17 protein-coding genes are annotated in these 21099 nt (G+C 55.9%); all 17 read left to right on the top strand.

Going from position 1 to position 21099, the window contains the following annotated elements:
• Nucleotides 1-217: 217 nt before the first annotated feature.
• The 17 genes from NYE74_RS03650 to NYE74_RS03730 all read left to right on the top strand — a co-directional run bounded on the left by NYE74_RS03650 (nt 218) and on the right by NYE74_RS03730 (nt 21073).
• Nucleotides 218-1045: a hypothetical protein gene (locus NYE74_RS03650; protein ID WP_340923655.1), complete on the top strand. Its 828-nt coding sequence runs from the start codon at nt 218-220 to the stop codon at nt 1043-1045.
• A 243-nt stretch (nt 1046-1288) separates the two neighbouring features.
• Nucleotides 1289-2851: a M23 family metallopeptidase gene (locus NYE74_RS03655; protein WP_341004585.1), complete on the top strand. Its 1563-nt coding sequence runs from the start codon at nt 1289-1291 to the stop codon at nt 2849-2851.
• A 263-nt stretch (nt 2852-3114) separates the two neighbouring features.
• Entirely contained in the window at nt 3115-3831 is a 717-nt protein-coding gene (yycF, locus tag NYE74_RS03660; protein ID WP_328273492.1) for a response regulator YycF, read from the top strand.
• Between the two features lie 78 nt (nt 3832-3909).
• Nucleotides 3910-5658, top strand: coding sequence for a cell wall metabolism sensor histidine kinase WalK (gene walK, locus NYE74_RS03665; protein WP_445323416.1), 1749 nt, complete (start codon nt 3910-3912; stop codon nt 5656-5658).
• A complete protein-coding gene (locus NYE74_RS03670; protein ID WP_328273490.1) occupies nt 5655-6950 on the top strand; it encodes a YycH family regulatory protein in 1296 nt (431 codons plus the stop codon). The genes walK and NYE74_RS03670 overlap by 4 nt, the downstream gene beginning before the upstream one ends.
• A 51-nt stretch (nt 6951-7001) precedes the next feature.
• Nucleotides 7002-7751 (top strand): two-component system regulatory protein YycI, encoded by a 750-nt coding sequence (gene yycI, locus NYE74_RS03675; RefSeq protein ID WP_328273489.1) that lies wholly within the window; start codon nt 7002-7004, stop codon nt 7749-7751.
• 9 nt (nt 7752-7760) lie between these two features.
• A complete protein-coding gene (locus NYE74_RS03680) occupies nt 7761-8567 on the top strand; it encodes an MBL fold metallo-hydrolase (RefSeq protein WP_328273488.1) in 807 nt (268 codons plus the stop codon).
• Between the two features lie 102 nt (nt 8568-8669).
• Nucleotides 8670-9101: an HI0074 family nucleotidyltransferase substrate-binding subunit gene (locus NYE74_RS03685; RefSeq protein WP_328273494.1), complete on the top strand. Its 432-nt coding sequence runs from the start codon at nt 8670-8672 to the stop codon at nt 9099-9101.
• Nucleotides 9091-9378 (top strand): nucleotidyltransferase family protein, encoded by a 288-nt coding sequence (locus NYE74_RS03690; protein ID WP_328273487.1) that lies wholly within the window; start codon nt 9091-9093, stop codon nt 9376-9378. The genes NYE74_RS03685 and NYE74_RS03690 overlap by 11 nt, the downstream gene beginning before the upstream one ends.
• Nucleotides 9379-9700: 322 nt before the next feature.
• Nucleotides 9701-11845, top strand: a complete 2145-nt coding sequence (locus NYE74_RS03695; RefSeq protein ID WP_341004586.1) for an alpha-amylase family glycosyl hydrolase — start codon at nt 9701-9703, stop codon at nt 11843-11845.
• Nucleotides 11846-12098: 253 nt separating this feature from the next.
• On the top strand, nt 12099-13250 hold the full coding sequence (locus tag NYE74_RS03700; protein WP_341004587.1) for a LacI family DNA-binding transcriptional regulator: 1152 nt from the start codon (nt 12099-12101) through the stop codon (nt 13248-13250).
• Nucleotides 13251-13617: 367 nt separating this feature from the next.
• Nucleotides 13618-14784 (top strand): amidohydrolase, encoded by a 1167-nt coding sequence (locus NYE74_RS03705; protein ID WP_036618295.1) that lies wholly within the window; start codon nt 13618-13620, stop codon nt 14782-14784.
• A complete protein-coding gene (locus NYE74_RS03710) occupies nt 14781-16154 on the top strand; it encodes an MmgE/PrpD family protein (RefSeq protein ID WP_316560413.1) in 1374 nt (457 codons plus the stop codon). The genes NYE74_RS03705 and NYE74_RS03710 overlap by 4 nt, the downstream gene beginning before the upstream one ends.
• Nucleotides 16155-16566: 412 nt before the next feature.
• Nucleotides 16567-17742, top strand: coding sequence for an IS256 family transposase (locus NYE74_RS03715; protein WP_316561863.1), 1176 nt, complete (start codon nt 16567-16569; stop codon nt 17740-17742).
• A gap of 419 nt (nt 17743-18161) precedes the next feature.
• Nucleotides 18162-19538, top strand: coding sequence for an adenylosuccinate lyase (gene purB, locus NYE74_RS03720; RefSeq protein ID WP_036618299.1), 1377 nt, complete (start codon nt 18162-18164; stop codon nt 19536-19538).
• 118 nt (nt 19539-19656) lie between these two features.
• Nucleotides 19657-20178: a GNAT family N-acetyltransferase gene (locus tag NYE74_RS03725; RefSeq protein ID WP_036618300.1), complete on the top strand. Its 522-nt coding sequence runs from the start codon at nt 19657-19659 to the stop codon at nt 20176-20178.
• Nucleotides 20179-20278: 100 nt separating this feature from the next.
• A complete protein-coding gene (locus tag NYE74_RS03730; protein ID WP_036618301.1) occupies nt 20279-21073 on the top strand; it encodes an amino acid ABC transporter substrate-binding protein in 795 nt (264 codons plus the stop codon).
• Nucleotides 21074-21099 lie beyond the last annotated feature (26 nt).

A 21099-nucleotide genomic window follows, 5' to 3' on the forward strand; every position in this document is an offset into this window, starting at 1 on the left:
AGTGCATCTGTTTTGGGGCTATCGGCTAAAAAAGAATCTTTTGAGTGAAAATGAACTGCATTTTTGCATTTGGTTGGGATTCGGCATGGCTTCATGTCCATGTACCGGATATTTGCAAGAAACTATTCTAAGCCGATGCAGATTGAATCTTTCTTCTGCTGTCCATACTAGAGCTAGATGAGCTGTAAGGAGCAAGGATAGAAGGAGGAAATCATTCATGAAATGGATCGGCTGGCTGCTGAAATTATGCGCGACGATCGTGGCGGTAAGCCTGATCAGTGTGGTGACAACGGGTTATGTGGTAAATATGTATATCGGATCACTGCTAAGCAGTTTCAATCTTCCTATGGTGGGCCAGGCGCCAAGTGTGGGCAGTATCGTGAAGGGGATGCTAGGTTTGGGCGGAGGCAACAGGGGCAGCGGAGACGGAGAGCAACGTAACAGCGGGACCGGGGCAAACGGGAACGGGAATGCGAGCGGGGAAGGATCTGACGGAGCCGGGAGTGCCGTAGGGGGAGGGCACAGCGGCAGCGGTGGCATTGCGGGCGGCGGAACCGACGGAACCAATGGAAGCGCCGGGCAAGGCGGGAGCGCCTCCACAGGCGGCAACAGCCCCTCGACAGCCGGCACGTCCACAGGCGGCTCTGGTGACGCGGCCACGGGCGCTAACGGCTCCTCCGGCCAGGCCGGCTCCGGTTCCCCAGGCACGGGGCAGGGAACCGGCGACAACGTCCCGGAAGACGCGCTGCCGGTCATGGGCGGGATGTCTTCCAGCCAGGCCGGACAGGGGGCATCGAACCAGGACCAACAGGTCGTGGTGACGCCGGATGATCTGATAGCGAAAAAGGACGAATTGCCGGACAAAGACAAGGAAGAGGTGTTCAAAATCCTCATGTCCAAGCTGCCGCAGGAGGATATGCAGTCGTTGACCGCAGCGCTGGAGGGCGGGTTGACGGAGGAGGAGTTGATCAATATCGAGCAAATTTTATCGAAACATCTGGATAAAACGGAATATGCCAAAGTGATGGAAATCCTCAAAAAATAGAAGTTTAACCTGCGCTGGGCCGGGCACGCCAGTGCTTTCCGCGCACGCGGGTTGTAACCAAACGAAGGGTAAAAACGTTATTGATATATGGGCCAGGCCCGCGCGCTGCGCGGGTTTTTTGCATATTGGCCCAAAGTTGAAATTCTTTGTCGGACTGTGTTAAAGTAATCATTGGCGGTAAAAAGGTTAAAATTTTGAAACCATTTTTGGTCGAAATGAGTCGATGGAAAAAAGGAGATCAGTATGAGAGGTTTCACGGGGAAACTTTGGCAGCTATGGCGCGGGGAGAAGTCCCAGACGCAGGAAAGTGAAGGCCGCCCGGAAAATGATCTGGAGATATCCGAACAGACTGGAGAGACGGAAGCCACCAAGGCCTTATCCAATATGCTTAAATCCCTCAAAACCGCTATAACGGCGGCAGCGGTCGTACTGGTTGCCGGATCGATTTACTTGGCGGTCCAGCAATATGTCAAAGCCAATACGGTGTCCTATTACAGGGTTTATATAGGCGGCAAGGAGATTGGCACCATCGCCAGCCAAGCGGAATATGAATCCGTTATCGAACGCAAAAAACAGGAATATGGACAAAAATATCCCCATGCGGAAATGGCCGTACATACCGAAGGCATTACTTTGAAGCCGGAACAAGCTTATAAAGCGAAGGTGACTTCCGAGGAAACGCTGGACGAGCTGTACAGTATGCTGACCGGATACGCCAAAAGCGTCGAACTGAAAGTGGACGGAAAAGTCATTGCCATCGTGAAGGATGAGGCGGCGGCGCAGGCGGTCCTGGAACGGGTTAAAGAAAAATATGTTCCGCAAACCGACCGGAAAACGCTGGCTTCCAAAGTGAAGTTGACCGGCGGGGCCAAATCCAAAACTTCGCAAGTAAAATCCAAGGGCGCCAGCGTCACGCTGGAGTCGGCCAAAATCACCGAGGAAGTGGCGCAGGGGGCCGTAGAAGCGGACCCGAACAAGGTGCTTACCGTTGACGAGGCGGTGCAAAAAATCGTGCGGGGCAACGAAGAAGCACTTGAGTATGAAGTGCGGGAAGGGGATACGATATCCTCTATCGCCGCCCGGTTTGACGTAAGCCAGGCCGAATTGTTCGCCAATAACCCCGACGTCGAGGAGCGGACGATGCAAATCGGCACGGTGCTGAACGTAAAAGCGCTGCAGCCGGCTCTGACCGTCAGAACGGTGGAGAAGGTGACGGAAGAAATCGTGACCGAACCGCAGTTGATCATCCGTAAAAGCGATAACCTGAAGGCCGGCGAATCCAAGGTCGTCGCGAAAGGGTCGAACGGCCTGAAAACGATGGAATACCGCATCACCAAGGAAAACGGTATGGTCATTGCCGAGCAATGGCTCGGTCAGGAAGTATCGAAAAAGGCGACGCCGCGAATCGTGCTGAAGGGGACGAAGGTGGTTGGCGAAGGAACCGGGCAGTTTGCCTGGCCGGTTTCGGGGGCAAACATTTCAAGCAGTTACGGGTCACGCTGGGGGCGTACGCATAAAGGGGTCGATCTCGTATCCTCGGACCGCGATATTCTTGCGGCGGACGAGGGTGTGGTCTCTTTCACCGGGACGAAAACCGGATACGGCAACGTCATTATTATCGATCATAAAAACGGCTACGAAACGTTATACGGACATCTGAGCAAGATCAGCGTCAAGGAAGGCGAGATCGTCGAGAAAGGTGCGAAGATCGGGGTTATGGGCAGCACGGGCCGTTCCACCGGCACTCATCTGCATTTTGAAATCCATAAAAACGGGGGCGTCCAAAACCCGATGAAATACCTATAACAGAGATCAATAAAAAATCGGTTTAACCGTTCATGCTATCGAACGATGTGCGAACTTACTCTCAAAAGTAACCGGACCGCGTTTAAGCATGTGCTATCTGCACCAACAATTTAGAAAGGCTGCTTTTCCAATTAATTTTCGGAAAGGCAGCCTTTCTCACGTGGCAGGCATTAAAGTTTCCCGGATGGCTGATGCCGCCGAGGATATGGTAAGATAGAGGGAGATGGAAGCCATGACCGAGAGTTTGGGGGTGAACCTGTGTCATGCAAGGCAAAATTTTGGTAGTGGACGATGAGAAACCGATTGCGGATATTTTAAAATTCAATTTAGAAAAAGAGGGCTACGAGGTCATTCTCGCTTTCGACGGCATCGAGGCGGTGGAGCTGGCGTTTTCCGAGCAGCCGGACCTCATTTTGCTCGATTTGATGCTGCCCGGCAAAGACGGCATGGATGTATGCCGCGAGGTGCGGGCGAAGCTGGAAACGCCGATCATCATGCTGACCGCCAAGGACGGGGAGATCGACAAAGTGCTGGGGCTCGAGCTTGGGGCGGACGACTATGTGACCAAGCCGTTCAGCACGCGGGAGCTGCTGGCCCGGGTCAAGGCGCAGATGCGCAGACGGCAGAAGCCGGCGGTGCAGGACGGGGCCGAAGATACGAAGCAGGGCATCAGCCTGTTCGAGCTGTACATCGACACGGACATGTATACGGTGCATAAGAACGGCGAGCCGCTGGATTTGACCCACCGGGAATTCGAACTGGTGCATTACCTGGTCAAAAACGCCGGCAGAGTCATGACCCGCGAGCATTTGCTGCAAGCGGTGTGGGGGTTCGAATATTTCGGCGACGTGCGCACGGTCGACGTGACGATCCGGCGGCTGCGCGAGAAGATCGAGAAAGACCCGAGCAAGCCGGAGTATATTTTAACGCGGCGCGGGCTCGGTTACATGATGCGGAGCTCCAAGGCGGGTGGATTCTAAGCGATGAATCTGCCCTCCTTTTTTCGCACGATCCAGGCCAAGCTCATCATTATTTACGTACTGCTGATCCTGATCGCGATGCAACTGATCGGGGTCTATTTCGTGAGCGCGATGAAAACCTCGCTGACCAGCAATTTCAGCAAAGATCTGAATGAGCGGGCGGAGCTGATCTCCGTGCTGGCGGCGCAAAACCTGGGCGTGTCCGGGGAGTCGGCGGAGGAATCGCTGGAAAATCTCCGCGTGCTCGTCAACAATCTGTTCAGCATTAACGGGGCGGAGATTCAAGTGCTTGACGCCAGCGGCAAGGTGCTCACGACGTCCAAACCATCGCACGCCGATTACGTCGGCACGAAAAACACGCAAACCGTGGTCAGCCGGGCGCTGCAAGGTATCCGGGACAACGAGGAATACATCATCGACGACGACAACGTCCGCAAGAAAGTGGTCGCCAAACCCGTCGTCAGCGGCGGGAAAATCGTCGGCGCGATCTATATCGCGGCTTCCATGACCGAGCTGTACAGCACGATGGAGCGGATTAATAACATCTTTATTTCCGGGATTTTGCTGGCGCTGGGCCTGACGGTGGTACTTTGCGTCATCCTGGCGCATACGATCACGTCGCCGATCAAGGAGCTGACGCGGCGGGCCACGGCGGTGGCGGAAGGGGAGTTCCACCAGAAAATGGCCGTGCTCGGCAACGATGAAATCGGCCAGCTCAGCAAGGCGTTTAACTATATGACGAGCCGGCTGCGCGACGCGCTGGCGCAAAACGAAGAGGAGAAGGAGAAGCTCGCTTCGATTCTGACCAACATGAGCGACGGGGTGATTGCGACCGACGAGACCGGCCGGGTCATTCTGATGAACCGGCGGGCCGGCGAGATGCTACAGGTCGAAGACGGCCTGGCCCTTGGGACGGACATCATGTCGCTGCTCCATTTGCCGCCGGAGGAGCAGGGCGTGCTGGAGCAGGGGGCGATGCATTCGACGATTCTGGAGAACGGCGGACCGGACGGCAACGTGTACCTGATCCGGGTGACGTTTACGCCGATTCACCGGCGGGAGTTCGGGATCATCGGCACGATCGCCGTGCTGCAGGACGTCACGGAGCAGGAGAAGCTGGAGGCTTCCCGGCGGGAATTCGTGGCCAACGTGTCGCACGAGCTGCGCACGCCGCTGACGACGATCAAAAGCTACACGGAGGCCTTGGAGGACGGGGCCCTGCAGGACCCGGAGCTGGGGCCGCGGTTTACCGCCGTCATCCAGAACCAGACGGAGCGGATGATCCGCCTCGTCACCGACCTGCTGCACTTGTCGCGGCTCGATTCCAAGGAAGCGCAGCTGCGCAAGCAGCCGACCAGCGTGATGGAGATGCTGGAGGAGGTGGCCGACCGGTTTTCTTTTCAAATGCAGGAGAAAGAGATCAAGCCGACGCTGTTTATCGCCAGCGATGTGGACACGGCTTGGCTGGACCGGGACCAAATCGACCAGGTGCTGGACAACCTTATTTCGAACGCGATGAAATATACGCCGGAAGGCGGAACGATCGCGCTGGAGGCCCGCAAGAGCGAAGACGGGCAGCTCGCTGTCTCGGTGCAGGATAACGGGATCGGCATCCCGAAAAAGGACCTGGACCGGATTTTCGAGCGGTTTTACCGCGTGGATAAGGCGCGTTCGCGGAATATGGGCGGTACGGGCCTCGGCCTGTCGATTGCCCGGGAAATTGTGAAGGCGCACGGGGGGACGATCTCCCTGCAGTCGGAATTCGGCAAAGGCACGAAAGTGACCTTTACGCTGCCGATGGAACCCCAAGGAGGCGAAGCGAGATGAAAGAGAAGGTCAAATCGCTGACCTTGGCCTTGCTGGTGGCGTGCAGCCTGATCCAAAGCTATTTTCTGATTTACCAGCTGCCGGGGAGCAATCCGGTCGTCAAGTCGGGAAGCGACTATATCCGCACGGAAAACATGGGAACCGCCCTGAAAAGCGAGGATATGCTGTATCCGGCGCAGATTGCGGTGCATTTGGGCAAAGAGCGGCATACCGTTTTTTATCCCGATTCGACGTTTTACAACTTGATTTATTCGCGGCTGAAGGTCCGGCAATTTGACGGTTTTCAGCGCCACGCGGTGCAAAACTTCGATTGGCCGGCGATCCGCGGCGAACATGTCGGCATCGAGCTGGAGTTTGGGGACGGCATCCCGGTCGAACTGCTGCAGAAGGTGATGCAGATCGCTCCCGATCCGCTGTTCGACGCGGAAACGGTCAGCCGGCTGCTCATTTACAACACGGGAACCGAGGACCAGGTGCGGGTGTTTTTCTTCAGCTCGCAGGGGGATGTCGTTTATGAGGCGACCAAAGCCGACCTGACGGTGCAGGACGTGCAGCAGCAGGCCGATTTCGGCAAAAATTGGGTGCCGTACTCGCTGACGGCGGACGGCTACTACCTTCCCGAGGAGCCGGTCGAACTGGTGGAAACGGGCCTGAACATCGGGGTGTATTCGACGGAACAGATGCAGCGCAGCCTCTTTTTCGACCCGAGCATTACCCGGTACATCCGCGAAAAGGACGGTTCTGAAATTTATACGGACAGCAAGCGCAGCCTGCAGGTCAAACAGGACCGGAACTGGATCAACTACACCGATCCGGCGGCCCCTTCGGGAGGCGAAAACAGCCCGAGCAAAAACGTGCTGTCGGCGGTGGACTTCGTCAACCAGCACGGCGGCTGGAACGGCAAATACCGGCTGGAGCAGGCCGACGGGCTGAATGAAGACGAGCCTCGGGTTGTTTTTCAGCAGTATTACGGAATCGGACAGTACGGCGCATTTCCGATCCTCGACCTGCCTTCGTTCCATTATGGAGCGATTTCCCTGGTCATGCGCCAGGGGACGATCACCGCCTACGAACGGTCGCTGATCTACAGCGCGGGCGGCAACTGGGAGAAGAAGGTCGTCGCGCTGCCCGGCGGCAAAACGCTGCGGGAGCAGATCGCCAAGCTGCAGACGGGGGCGGACATCGCCCGCCTGTACCCGGCCTATCTGCCGTCCTTGTCCGAGGACGGGCTGCTGCTTGCGCCGACCTGGGTGGCCGAGCTGAGCAACGGGGCGATCCGGATGCTGAGATAGAGGCGGGGACGCAAATATAGATTTACGACTTTAGCGAAGGGGGGATGAATCATGGATTGGGGCCGGGCGAAAAATGTGCTGATTTACGCGTTTTTGCTGCTGAACCTGGTGCTTGGCTATCAGCTGTGGAACGGTGTGCGGGAGCAAAGGGACTCCAATCTGGATATCACCTCCCTGGATAACAACACGCAAAGGATCATGGATGAGAAGCAGATCCGCGTGCTGGCCAAAATTCCGACGGAGACGCCGGAGCTGGCTAAAATCGCTTACCGCTTCGTGGATGACGAGCAGCAGGGAAAAACCGTGGATTTGCCGGCGCCGGTGGACAGCAAGCTGATTTTTTCGCCGCGCGAGCTGGCCTTGGCGTTAAAGAACACGCTGCCGGATATCGATCAATACCGGTACGACGAGGTGGCGAGCAGCGCGGACGTATTTGTTCTGCATCCGCTCGTCGACGGCAAGTGGCCGCTGTTTAAAATCGAGATGAAGCTGTTGGGCAGCAATCAGAAGATTGTATCGTACCAGCGCCAGGCGATCGAAATCAGCCACCCCGGGGAAGAGAAGCCGCAGCGGGTGCTGTCGGCGTCGAAGGCGCTGGGCAATCTGATCGAGAACTTCCTGCCGGAAGGATCGGTTGTGACGGAAATCGAATTGGGTTACTATGGCGAAGTGTTCGATTCCGACGCGCACCTGCCGGCCGCGCCGGCCTGGCGGTTTATGCTGGAGAGCGGCAAAGAGTACTACGTACAGGGCATCAGCGGGGACGTTATCAGTCCGAACACAGAGAAGACAAAGGAGTAATGGGAGATCATGGGGATACGTTTTTCGGTGCTGTCGAGCGGTTCGACAGGCAATGCAACGCTGGTCGCGAATGGGGAAGTCACGCTGATGATCGACGCGGGCTTCAGCGCGAAGCGGATCGACGAGCTGATGATGGAGCGGGGAGTGACCGGGCAAGAGCTGTCCGGCATTTTGGTTACGCATGAGCATTCCGACCATATCAAAGGCTTGGGCGCGGTAGCCCGGAAGTACAATCTCCCGGTATACGCCAACGAAAAAACGTGGGCCGCCATGGACAAAGCGATCGGGGCGATCCCGGACGAGCAGCGCTGTGTGCTGGGCACGGGGGAAACACGCGACTTCGGCTCGCTGCGGGTGGAGTCGTTTGCGATTTCGCATGACGCCGCCGAACCGGTGGGCTACAACTTTTACGACGGCAAAGAGAAGCTGAGCGTGTGCACCGATCTCGGGTATGCCAGCGACAAGGTGAAGGAAGCGATCTGCGACGCCGACGTGCTGGTGCTCGAAGCGAACCACGATATCGAGATGCTGCGCATGGGACGTTACCCGTGGAACATTAAGCGGCGCATCCTTGGCGATCTGGGGCATTTGTCCAACGAAGCGACCGGCGAGCTGATGAGCGAAATTCTGAACGGCCGTCTGAAGCGGGTGTACTTGGCGCATTTGAGCCGCGAGCACAACATGCTCGACCTGGCCAAAATGTCCGTGCGCAGCGCCATGGAGGACCGTGGCTGCTTCTACAAGGACAGCGAGTTCAAGCTGTGCGACACGTATTACGACCGCCCGACGCCCTGGGATGTGCTGAAGGAGCGGTGATTGTTGGCAGTGAAACCGGGCATGATGGTTATTATCTACATTACCTATACGTCATGGCGATCCATTTAATTTATATTGAGAGGGGATTGTGTCGTGGATAGGATGAATGTATTCAGTTCAGGCAAGGACAAGGCTCGTGAACGGGTATTGTTTAAGTTTCGTTTGTTTTATAACGCAGTTGAAACGCTGGAAGACGCCTGTGCGCAACCTTACAATGTGTATATTCGGGATTCGGTTATAAAAAGGTTCGAATATACATATGAAATGGCAAAGGGGCTTCTTCATTCAATTTTTCAAGAACGATTGGCCAATATTCCGCCTTACCCTAAAGATATTTTTCGTGAAGCTCTGTCTAGAGGCTGGATCGAAGATGCCGTTCTATGGGAAGATATAGTATATGATTGTAATACCACTACGCATCAATATTTTGCAGCAAAAGCCGATTCCGTGTATGAACGCATCACCAAAATATATCTGGAGGAATTTAAAAAATTGCGGCAAGTTCTGAAGGCGTATGTGGAAAATGCCCTTTGATATCCCTGATCGGATTCATCGCAGGTTGTTGGAAGTTTGTAAGTCTAGCGGATTATCGAACGTTTATATATTCGGTTCCAGGGCCAGAGGCAACAGTACAGCAAGTTCGGACATCGATTTGGCGGTAGAACAAGAGCTTCCTCCCCATGTTAAAAGCGCTCTTGATGATGCGGCAGGTTTTCTCAAAATAGATATCGTCGAATTGCCTTTCGTCGACAATGAGTATTTATTGGAGAGTATTAGCAAGGACAAGGTGTTATTTTATCCGGAAAAATAGAAGAACACGCCTCCCGTACGTCATTGTATATGACAGGGGGGCCTTTTTGGCTTCTGCGCTAACGGTTGGTAGTGATAACGCTTATTGAGCCTCTATGACGGTGTTTCTTTTTCTTACCTGTTGAAAAATTCCAAATTTAGTATTGACTTGTCCTGATCGGGGATGGTATTTTTAGGAAAGAAACCGGTTTCCTTGAGTTGTGTAAGCGTTTTATTGTTGCGTCTGCCATTCTGACTCCGGCGGTTGCGCACCCGCCTTAGGCAGGTTCAGGCAGGCTCGACTCCCAAAGATCGGCAGAACATTTGAGAGGAGAGGTAGGACAATGAAATCGCGGTACAAACGTTTGACCTCCCTGGCGCTTTCGCTAAGCATGGCGTTGGGGATTTCGCTGCCCGCATGGGCGTCGCCCGATACGAGCGTGGACAACAAGGTCAATTTCAGTACGGACGTCATTTATCAGATTGTGACCGACCGCTTCGCGGACGGGGACAGGACGAACAATCCGGCGGGGGATGCGTTCAGCGGCGACCGATCCAATTTGAAGCTCTATTTCGGGGGAGACTGGCAGGGGATTATCGACAAGATTAACGACGGTTATTTGACCGGCATGGGCGTCACCGCCCTCTGGATATCCCAGCCTGTGGAAAATATCACCTCCGTCATCAAGTATTCCGGCGTTAACAATACGTCTTATCACGGCTACTGGGCGAGGGATTTTAAGCAAACCAACGATGCTTTCGGGGATTTTGCCGATTTTCAAAATCTGATTGATACAGCTCACGCTCATAACATCAAGGTCGTGATCGACTTCGCCCCCAACCACACGTCTCCGGCCGACAGGGACAACCCCGGCTTCGCCGAGAACGGCGCGCTGTATGATAACGGTTCGCTGCTCGGCACCTACAGCAATGATACGGCCGGCCTTTTCCATCATAACGGGGGCACCGATTTTTCCACGATTGAAGACGGCATTTACAAGAACCTCTACGACCTGGCGGACATCAACCATAACAACGGCAAGATGGACGCTTATTTTAAGAGCGCTATCGACCTTTGGCTCGGCATGGGTGTGGACGGGATTCGTTTTGACGCGGTGAAGCATATGCCCTTCGGCTGGCAAAAAAGCCTCGTTTCCTCGATTTACGGCGGCGATCATCCGGTATTTACGTTCGGGGAATGGTATCTTGGCGTGGATCAAACCGACGGAGACAACATTAAATTCGCCAACGAAAGCGGGATGAACCTGCTGGACTTTGAATACGCCCAGGAAGTGCGGGAAGTGTTCCGGGACAAAACGGAAACGATGAAGGATCTCTATGAGGTGCTGGCCAGCACGGAGTCGCAATACGACTACATCAACAATATGGTGACCTTCATCGACAACCATGATATGGACCGGTTCCAGGTTGCCGGTTCCGGTACGCGGGCGACTGAGCAAGCGCTTACGCTGACGCTGACTTCCCGCGGCGTGCCAGCCATCTACTACGGTACGGAGCAGTACATGACCGGCGATGGCGACCCCAACAACCGGGCGATGATGACCTCGTTTAATACCGGGACGACGGCTTATAAAGTGATCCAGGCATTGGCGCCGCTGCGCAAATCGAATCCGGCCATCGCTTACGGGACGACTACAGAGCGCTGGGTCAACAACGATGTGTTGATTTTTGAACGCAAATTCGGCAGCAGCACCGCTTTGGTTGCGATCAATCGGAGCGCATCCGCCTCTTATCCGATTTCGGGTCTGTTGAGTTCGCTGCCGGCGGGCACTTATTCGGATGAACTGAACGGACTCTTAAACGGCAACTCCATTACCGTAGGCAGCGGCGGCGCCGTCACCAACTTTACGCTGGCGGCCGGCGGCACGGCGGTATGGCAGTACACAGCGCCGGAAACGTCGCCGGCGATCGGCAATGTGGGTCCCACCATGGGCCAGCCGGGGAATATAGTGACGATTGACGGCCGCGGCTTTGGCGGCACGGCGGGCACGGTTTATTTCGGGACGACGGTGGTGACCGGCTCCGGCATCGTAAGCTGGGAGGACACGCAGATTAAGGCGGTCATACCGAAGGCTGCGGCGGGCAAAACGGGCGTATCGGTCAAAACGTCGTCCGGCACCGCCAGCAATACATTCAAAAGCTTCAATGTACTGACGGGGGATCAGGTCACGGTGCGTTTCCTGGTCAATCAAGCCAGTACCAATTACGGAACAAATGTTTATCTTGTCGGCAACGTCGCCGAGCTCGGCTCCTGGGACCCGAACAAAGCGATCGGGCCGATGTACAATCAGGTGATCGCCAAGTACCCGTCCTGGTATTACGATGTCAGCGTGCCGGCGGGGACAAAGCTGGAATTTAAATTTATTAAAAAGGGCGGCGGTACGGTGACTTGGGAAGGCGGGGGCAACCATACGTACACGACGCCGGCCAGCGGTGTAGGGACGGTGACGGTGGACTGGCAAAATTAAGCGGCTAAGCGGCCGGCCCGAACGAGAGGCATCCGGCAAAAAACTGCGGCGGCCGGCAGTTCAAGTTGACGTGCAAACGTCCCGGGGAGGATTGTGAAATACAGGTGCGGGATTTCTGCTGCCGGAGGGCAAGCGGAGATCCCGTGTTTTCTTTGTATGCGCTTAAATTTCCAGCTTTTGTGAAGAACAAAAAAACGATATAATTGTTGATGGGGTTATAAATGATTGTCTACTTTGAAGAGGGTCCATTACGATGAAAGTGACGATTAACGACATTGCCAAGGCTGCGAATGTGGCCAAATCAACGGTGTCGAAAGTGCTGAACGACGCGCCGAGCATTTCGGAAGCGACCAAGGCCAAGGTTAGGGCCGTCATGCGCGAGATGAATTATGAACCAAGCAGCTTGGCCACGCGGTTAGCGAAACAAAAAGGCTATAATGTCGGACTGGTTATCGATCTGTCGCGCAAAAGCGATTTTTTGAACGCTTCCTTCTACGATATTATCGGCGGCGTGGAGAGCGTCATCGGGCCGCTTGACTACGAACTGACGATCGGCAATATCGAACATGTCGGAAGGGAGCGGTTTGTCAGCCGTTTTGTGCTGGGGCGCAAAGTGGACGGGTTGATTATGGATAATTCCATCCTGACTCTGGAACTGGCCCGGGAGCTGAACGAGTTGAACTTTCCTTATATTTCGATCGGCGAAATCCCCGGGGTGGCCCCGCTGTGCTGGGTCGATATCAATAACCGCCGCGGGGCCGCAATGCTGGCCAGCCATTTGTTTGCCCGGGGATACCGCAATCCCGCCTTTATTGGCGGGGAGCGGGGCGATCCGATGTTTGAAGCGAGGGTGGCGGGGTTCCGCGACGCGCTTGCCGCGGCGGAGAGCGCAAGAGACTGGGCGAACGAACCCGGATTCAAGCCGCAAGAACGGGCGGCCGCGGCCGGAGCCCTGCGGGAAGAAGAGATCAAAGCGGCGGCCCGGCAAAAGGAAAAGGCGGCGGAAGCAGGCCCTTTCATGGCGTCCGGCACTGTGCTGCCCGGCTATGCCAACGAAGCCAACGGGCGCAGGCTGGTGCGCGAACTGCTTGCCCTGCCAAGCGTTCCCGACGCGATCATCTGCATGAGCAATTTGGTCGCTTTCGGGGCCTTGGAGGAGCTGCGCGAGCAAGGGGTGTCCATCCCGGACGAGATGGGCGTCGCCACTTTTGACAACAGGCCGCTCGCCCCCTTCACCACTCCGCCGCTTACCTGCCTGGACATGGACACTTTTGCGCTGGGAGCCGCGGCCGGCGAAATGCTGATGGCGCAGATCAACGGGTTGGAGACGGCGCCGTCCGGCAGGCGCCGATGGGTGGAACCCGAGCTTGTAGTGCGGCGCTCCACGGAAAAGAAAGCGACTTGATCTGTACGCAGGTTGACAGCATGTAATTAGGCGGATTATAATTTTTAATTAATCTCAAAACGGACTATTCCGATATACTATTTGAAACCAGTTTGGCAAGAGTGAGGCAGATCGCAGGTAGTGGGGTGGACAAAAGAGTCGCTCTTTGGGCTGGTTCTTTTGTGTTTTAGCGCGGCAATGTGGTAGGTGCAAGGACGTTAGCGTCTCATGATTGAAGGGGTCACGCCCGGCTATACTATTCGGAAGGCGAGCCGCGGCGGCCGGGAGGGACAATCCCGGCCCATTATTCATTTTGGGCGGCTTTTGCTCTTCCGGCCGAAAGCTTCCGGCTGGCCCATTGTTATTAATTGCAAAAGGAGATGTGCATATGACTACGATATCGAACTTCTTCAACGAAGAAGCTGCATCGCTTCAGCCGAAGCTTGTCGAAATGCGTCGGGAGCTGCACCGGCATCCCGAGCTTTCTAATGAAGAATACGAGACGACGAAGCGGATTCGCTCCTGGCTTACGGAACTGGGCATTCATCAGCTCGATTTGAAGTTGCCGACCGGCGTGCTGGCCGAGGTGAAGGGGGCGCATCCGGGACCGACGATTATGCTGCGGGCCGATATCGACGCGCTGCCGGTCAAGGAGGAAACGGGACTGCCGTTCGCTTCGACCGTTACCGGGAAAATGCACGCCTGCGGCCACGATTTTCATACGGCTTCGATGATCGGAGCGGCGGCGCTGCTTAAGGAACGGGCCGGCGAGCTGCATGGCACGGTGCGCATTTTGTTCCAGCCGGCGGAAGAACTGGCGGTCGGCGCCCGCGCGGTAATCGAAGCGGGAGCTTTGGAGGGCGTGACGGCGATTTTCGGCATGCACAACAAGCCTGACCTGCCCGTCGGCACGGTTGGCATTCGGACCGGCCCGTTGATGGCGTCGGTGGATCGCTTCGAAATCGAAGTCAAAGGCAAGGGAGGCCATGCGGGGATGCCGGAAGCGGCGATCGATCCGGTGGTGGTCAGCAGCGCCATTGTGGGCGCGCTTCAAACCTTGGTGAGCCGCAATGCCTCTCCGAAGCATTCCGCCGTGGTCAGCGTATGCAAGCTGCAAGCCGGATCGACCTGGAACGTGATCCCGGACACGGGAGTACTTGAAGGTACGGTGAGAACGTTTGAGCCGGAAGCGCGTATAAGAATTCCCGACCAGATGAAACGGGTTGTCGAAGGCGTGGCCGCCGGATACGGGGCCGAGGCGGTATTGAACTGGATGGGAATGCTGCCTGCGGTAAATAATGAGGCTAACATGGCGGAAATCATGCATGCGGCGGCGGAAGCGCAGGGGCTCCAAGTGGTGGAAGCGGAGCCGACGATGGGCGGCGAGGATTTCGCCCTGTACCAGGAGCATGTGCCGGGTTGTTTTATATGGATGGGGACCGGCGGGACGGAACAATGGCACCATCCGAAGTTTACTTTGAAGGAAGAAGCGCTGGGGATTAGCGCGGCCTTGTTCGCGGAAACGGCCGTACAGGCGCTGAAGGCGCTTGGATGAGTACGGGGAGGACGCTTACCCGGCAGCTAGCGGAGCGGATCGCCGGCTCCGAACCGCTGAAGGATACGCGGGCCGTGGAGGCAGCCCGCGCCGGAGTGCTGGACTGGCTGGCGTCGACGCTGGCCGCTAGGGACGATGCGGGAGCGGCTGGCATCATCGCGGCGCTTGGGATTGGTGCGGGCGGGACAGGCAACGGCCGCTCGTCCGTGCCGGGAAGGCCGGAACGGCTTGCGGCGCTTGATGCCGCGCTGGTTAATGGCTATTTAAGCCATGCGCTCGATTACGACGATGTCCACGAAAGCGTCCGGGGCCACCCGAGCGCCGTGATTTTGTCCGCGCTGCTGGCGGAAGCGGAAGAGCGGGACGCGGCCGGCTCCGAATTCCTGGCGGCCTATATCGTTGGCGTTGAGGCGATGTGCAGGCTCGGGCTGGCGCTTGGTCCCAAGCCCTACGAGGCCGGCTGGCACAGCACCGCCATTCTCGGCGCGCTGGGGGCCGCCGCTGCGTGCGCCCGGCTTATAGGGCTTGACGCCGCCACGACGGCCCAAGCGCTTGGACTTGCGGCCACGCAAGCCGGCGGGCTAAGAGTGCATTTCGGCACGCAGGTTAAGCCGCTGCACGCGGGTCTGGCCGCCCGCTCGGGCTTGCTGGCGGCGCGGCTTGCGGAGGCGGGAATCGCCGGGGCGGAGGAGCCGCTGGAGGGGCCGCTCGGCTTCTTTGCGGCCCTCGGCGGGGGCGCGGCGAAGCCGGAGAAGATGACGGAAGGCTGGGGCGAGCCGTGGCAAATCGCCGAACCCGGTCTATGGTTCAAACGGTATCCGTGCTGCTCGGCGTCTCATCATGCCGCGGATGCCGCGCTGGCGATCCGTGCCGCCCGCAGGGCGGCGGACATCACGGCCATCGACCGGGTGACCGTCACTTTTCCGCCCGGGGGAGATGCGGCCCTCATCGTCCGCGAACCGAAAACGGGCGTGGAGGGGCGCTTCAGCGTCGAATACGTGATTGCGGCGGCGCTGGCGGACGGGGAGCTTGGCATCGGCACGTTTGCCGACGAGCCGATCCGCCCCGATTTGCTGGCGCTGGCCGCCAAGGTAGAGCGGCGTTACGACGCCGCTGTTGTTCCTGCGCCAAACGCGATGCCCAAGGGGCGGTTTACGATCGTCAGCGTCGCGTACGCCGATGGATCGACGCATACGGAGCGGGTGGATTGCCCGCGTGGTGCGCCCGGGCGGCCGCTGACTGCGGAGGAGCGAATGGACAAGTATGCGGACGCCGCGCGCGGCCTTTCCGCCGCTTGGCAGGAGCTGCCCGGCAAGGTCGGGCGGCTGGAGCAGCTAACCGATATGCACGTATTGATTCCCAATACCTAGTAGACGATTCTGGAAATAACGTTAGCATAATGGTAAATGAAGACTTGAGAAAACGGCAAAATGAGTCTATTGAAGATCTCGGGTGACAACATAAAGGAAAAAAAGGGCGCTATTTCAGCGCTATCCCCCATGTTGAGTGAAATAGAAGAATTTTATGGCGCTATTTTCACGATTTAGTGGCGAAAGGCCGCCTTTCGACCTGTTCATCGAAAAATAAGACCCTAAAGTTCCCCTATGGTGATGAATAGGCTCAAATTCGAAAAATAATACCCTAAAGTTCCTCTATTTTTATGGGGGACGATACTGAGCGATGGCGTAAAATAAGTTGTGTAAGGACGGGTTAGTCTATCAAACGACAAAAAAGTAGGGTATGCTTGGGATTGTCGAAGTCACCAAGGAGGAACCCTACTCAATGACAACTATACAACAAAACTCGTTCGCAGAACAACTCGAAAATACAATGCAAAGTTTTCTAAAAGAAAAAATTGAAACTCTTTTAAAGGAGGAAATTAAAAATTACTTACAAGTAGAGCACCCGGAAGTGGCAAACAGCCGCAACGGATATTACAGCAGGAGCTGGGAAACCCGGCACGGAGTGATTCCGGATCTGCAAGTGCCGCGGGATCGCCAAGGCGACTTTCAGACGGAATTGTTCGCGCCTTACCAGCGGCGGGAAGCTTGGCTAGAGGACACGGTCATTCACATGTACAAGGGTGGGATGAGCACAAGAGACATCGCCACCTTCATCGAAAAAATGTTTGGCGCCCAGTACTCGCCAACGACCGTGAGCAACATCACGAGCACGGTGCTGGAAGACGTTGCGGCCTGGCAGGCTCGACCGCTGGCCAAGCGTTATGCGGTCATCTATCTGGACGGGATGTACGTGAAGCTCAAGCGTCAGTCCGTCGCCAGCGAAGTCATCTATATTGCCATGGGTGTCGATGAGGCCGGACACCGTGAGATCCTTAGCTTCAGCATTGGCGGCAAAGAAAGCGCCAACGGGTGGCGGGATGTCCTGCGAGACCTCTACAAACGTGGCGCGCACGAGGTGCTGCTGGGCGTATTCGATGGCTTAGCGGGACTGGAGGAGGCCTTCCGGGAAACGTATCCGCAGGCCGGCGTCCAGCGTTGCATCACTCATAAAATGCGCAACACGCTACCGAAAATCCGCGATAAGGACAAAGCGGATTTCGTGACGGACATGAAGACGATTTACAACGCCATGGATCGCGATGTCGCCATGGCCAACTTCGACCTCGTGCAAGCCAAGTGGGGCAAGATCTATCCGAAGGAGCTCGCGTCGTGGGAGAACGAGTTACCGGTCCTCCTTCGCTTTTACGATTTCCCAACGATGATCCACTATGCCATTTACACCTCGAACCCCATCGAGCGAACAAACAAGGAAATCCGCAAGCGGCTGCGGCCCATGAACAGTTTGACGAACATGGATGCAGCGGAGAAAATTATTTATCTGGAGGCTCTCTCCTATAACGAACGCTGGAGCAGCCGGGTGTTGCGTGGATTCGCGGATGCAAAAACCCAGCAAGCGCTCAAAAAAATGTTTGACGAAAAATATCCCCAGGCCTGAACCGATGCAGTCGCGTTAGCCAGGCGTGGCACACGAAGCACAGATAACAAGGACACTTTGACAACTGGAAATGAAAGGGAAATTTTTCAGGGGGGATCCCCCCTGAAGCTTGAAAACCAATGATATCCATTGTCCCAATGGATACCCTACTTCAAACCCTAAAAGATATTTACACAAAACTCTTGACGCTACCTACTGAGCATAAGACTAATATAGAACAAAGTGGTTCATGGTCCCTGTCCGCAGATAAACCATATTATTTCCGGATCATTCTACTAGATGTAGTTCAAAAAGCCATTGAAAAAACGCACTTCGAAAGCATACGCTTCGGTGCTGAAAAGCCGACTTTTTGAATTCGCATTTTGAGCACACACTTTTGAACTCGCTTTTTGAACTTGCACACATAGGAGGTACACATCATGCCGTCACATGTTATCGATATGATTATGCTGCAAAACAATTTTGGAACCGCGGAAATGCGCCAGGTCTGGTCGGACGAGAACCGGCTGCAGAAGCACCTGGACGTGGAAGCGGCTCTGGCGCTTGCGGAAGCGGAACTTGCGCTCATCCCGGCCGAATCGGCGGCCGTCATTGCCGACAAGGCGAAGGTAGAGCTTATGAATATAGAGGAAATCGCGCAGGAAGTGCTGAAGGTTAAGCATTCTCTGATGCCGACGCTGAAGGCGCTGCAAAACCTGTGCGGCCCGGAGCACGGGGAATGGATTCACTATGGCGCGACCACGCAGGACATTGTCGACACCGGGATGATGCTGCAGCTTAAGGAAGCTCACCGGATTATCGTTCGCGATCTGCGCGCGGTCGCCCGCGAGCTGGCGCGGCTGGCGCGCAAGCATCGGGAAACTCCGATGGCAGGGCGTTCCCACGGCATGCAGGGCCTGCCGACCACGTTCGGCTTTAAAATCGCCGTGCTGCTGGACGAGACGGTCCGCCATCTGGACCGGCTTCGCGAAGCGGAAGCCCGGGTATTCACCGGCGTGATGGGCGGCGGTGTTGGCACTTACGCCTCCTTCGGTCCGCACGGGCCGGAGGTGGAGCGGCTGACAATGGAGCGGCTTGGCCTGCAAGCGCCGAATATTAGCTGGCACTCGTCCCGGGACCGTTCGGCGGAATACGCCGGCCTGCTCGGCATGATCAGCGGAACGCTCGGCAAAATGGGCAACGAATTTTACAATTTGATGCGCACCGAGATAGACGAGGTGGAAGAACCGTTTACATCCGGCAAAATCGGCTCCTCGACGATGCCGCATAAACGGAACCCGGCGGCGCTGGAAGGGATCGCCAGCCTCACCAAGCCGATCCGTTACAATGCCGCGCTCGTGCAGGAGTCGATGATCGTCGAGCACGAGCGGGACGCAATGTCCTGGCGCGGGGAATGGATCGCGCTGCCGGAAAGCTGCATTTATTTAGCGGCCCAGCTGGCGTCCACGAAAGCGGTTCTGGCCGGACTGGTCGTCAAGCCCGACCATATGCTGCGCAATTTGAACAAACTCGGTGGACTGTTGCTTTCCGAGCGCGTTATGTTTGCGCTGGCGAAGCCGATGGGCAAGCAGACCGCGCATGAGGTCGTTTATGAGCTGTGTATGAAGAGCGTCGAGGAGGAGATTCCTTTCCGCGATATTTTGATGGCTGACACTCGCATCCGGCAAGCGGTCGCCGTGGAAGAGCTGGAGCGGTTGATGGACCCATCGACGTATTTGGGTTCGGCTCCGCAAACGGTAGACCGGGTGCTGGCCGCCGCCGAGGCGAGCGGGTGGCTGCGGGAAGAACAAGCGTAAATACGGGGACAGCGGCACAGAACATCTACATTAACGTTCCCCGATAGAACCCGTTAGCCTGGCACCTGTGGCCGGGCGGCGTTCATCGGCATTGAACGGCAGGAGGACGGAAAACGACATGACTAATTTTCGTATGGCAACCTTGAACGACGCGCCTGATTTGCTCGATTTATCACTGCGCGCTTATGAACCGATCCGCCAGCTCGGCATTAACTTTGCCGCCGCCACGGCCGACCTCGCCCTGGTGGAAAAAAATATCCGGGAAAACCTCTGTTTCGTGATGGAGGAGGACGGAAAAATCGTGTCCACGATTTCGGCCAGAATGCCGTGGGGACCGTCGCCGGGACCGTTCGGGGTGCCGCACCTGTGGTGGTTTGCCAGCGAACCGGATGCAGGACGGAAAGGGATTGGCCGGGAAATGATCTCCTGGTGCGAGGAAACGATCGTTCGCGATACCTTGAAATCTCCGGCCGTTTCGCTGGGAACAGCAGACAAGCATCCTTGGCTTATCGACATGTACAAGCGGCGCGGGTACGAAATTGAAGGCTCCGCGGATCTGGGAAAAGGCCATATTACGATTTACATGAAAAAAATCCTCATTTCGGGTATGCTAAAGCAAGACGGCGAAAAACGACATTAAGTTGACTAGTCTGATAGGAATATATATAATGAAACTCATTAAATTGTCGAATTTGTCGATATAAGTGAATAACATCATGAATGAGGGGGAAAACACAAAAATGAAGAAAAGATATCTATTTACCTTAATCTCTATACTTTTAATCGGCTTGCTCGCTACCGCTTGCTCCGGTTCAAATTCCGGGGCGACAGACGGGAAGAAAGTGCTTCGCGTCGGGGCGACAGGACAATCTTTTCCCAACAGCTATAAAGAAGGGGACAAGCTAGTCGGTTTCGACGTGGAAGTCATTGAGAAAGCAGCCGCCGACCTCGGTTACACCGTCGAGTGGACCAATTCGGATTTCAGCGGTTTGTTAGGACAATTGGAGACCGGCAAAATCGATACGATCGCTAATGCGGTTGCGGTGACGGACGAGCGGAAGGCCAAATACGATTTCACGGCTCCGTATTCCTACGCCGGGGTGACGATTGTTACGCATAAAGACAACACGAATATCAACACGTTGGACGACCTGAAAGGCAAAACCGTAGCCGGCGTATTCGGTTCGCAAAACGTGAAAAACCTGGAGAAATTCGATACGAAAGGCGAGATCAAAGTCCGGACGTACGAAACTCGCGACGGCGCGCAAAACGATGTGCTGAACAAGCGTGTGGACGGCTATGTGAATTCTAAGTCGTCCCTGCTGGCCGAAATCAAAAAGCAGGACTTGCCGTTGAAGTTTGTCGGTGAACCGTTCCATTACGAGGATGTTGCGTTCCCGTTTGTCAAGAATGAAAAAAATGCCGCTTTGATCGAGCAAATCAACACCGAGATTCAAAAATTGAGAGACGACGGTACGCTAAAACAGATTTCTGATAAATACTTCGGAGAAGATATTACGGTAAAACCGGAGTAATGGCTCTGGTGACTGGAGAGCAGGCG

The organism is Paenibacillus sp. FSL P4-0127 (genome assembly GCF_038007325.1).
GTDB classification, from domain to species: Bacteria; Bacillota; Bacilli; order Paenibacillales; family Paenibacillaceae; genus Fontibacillus; species Fontibacillus macerans.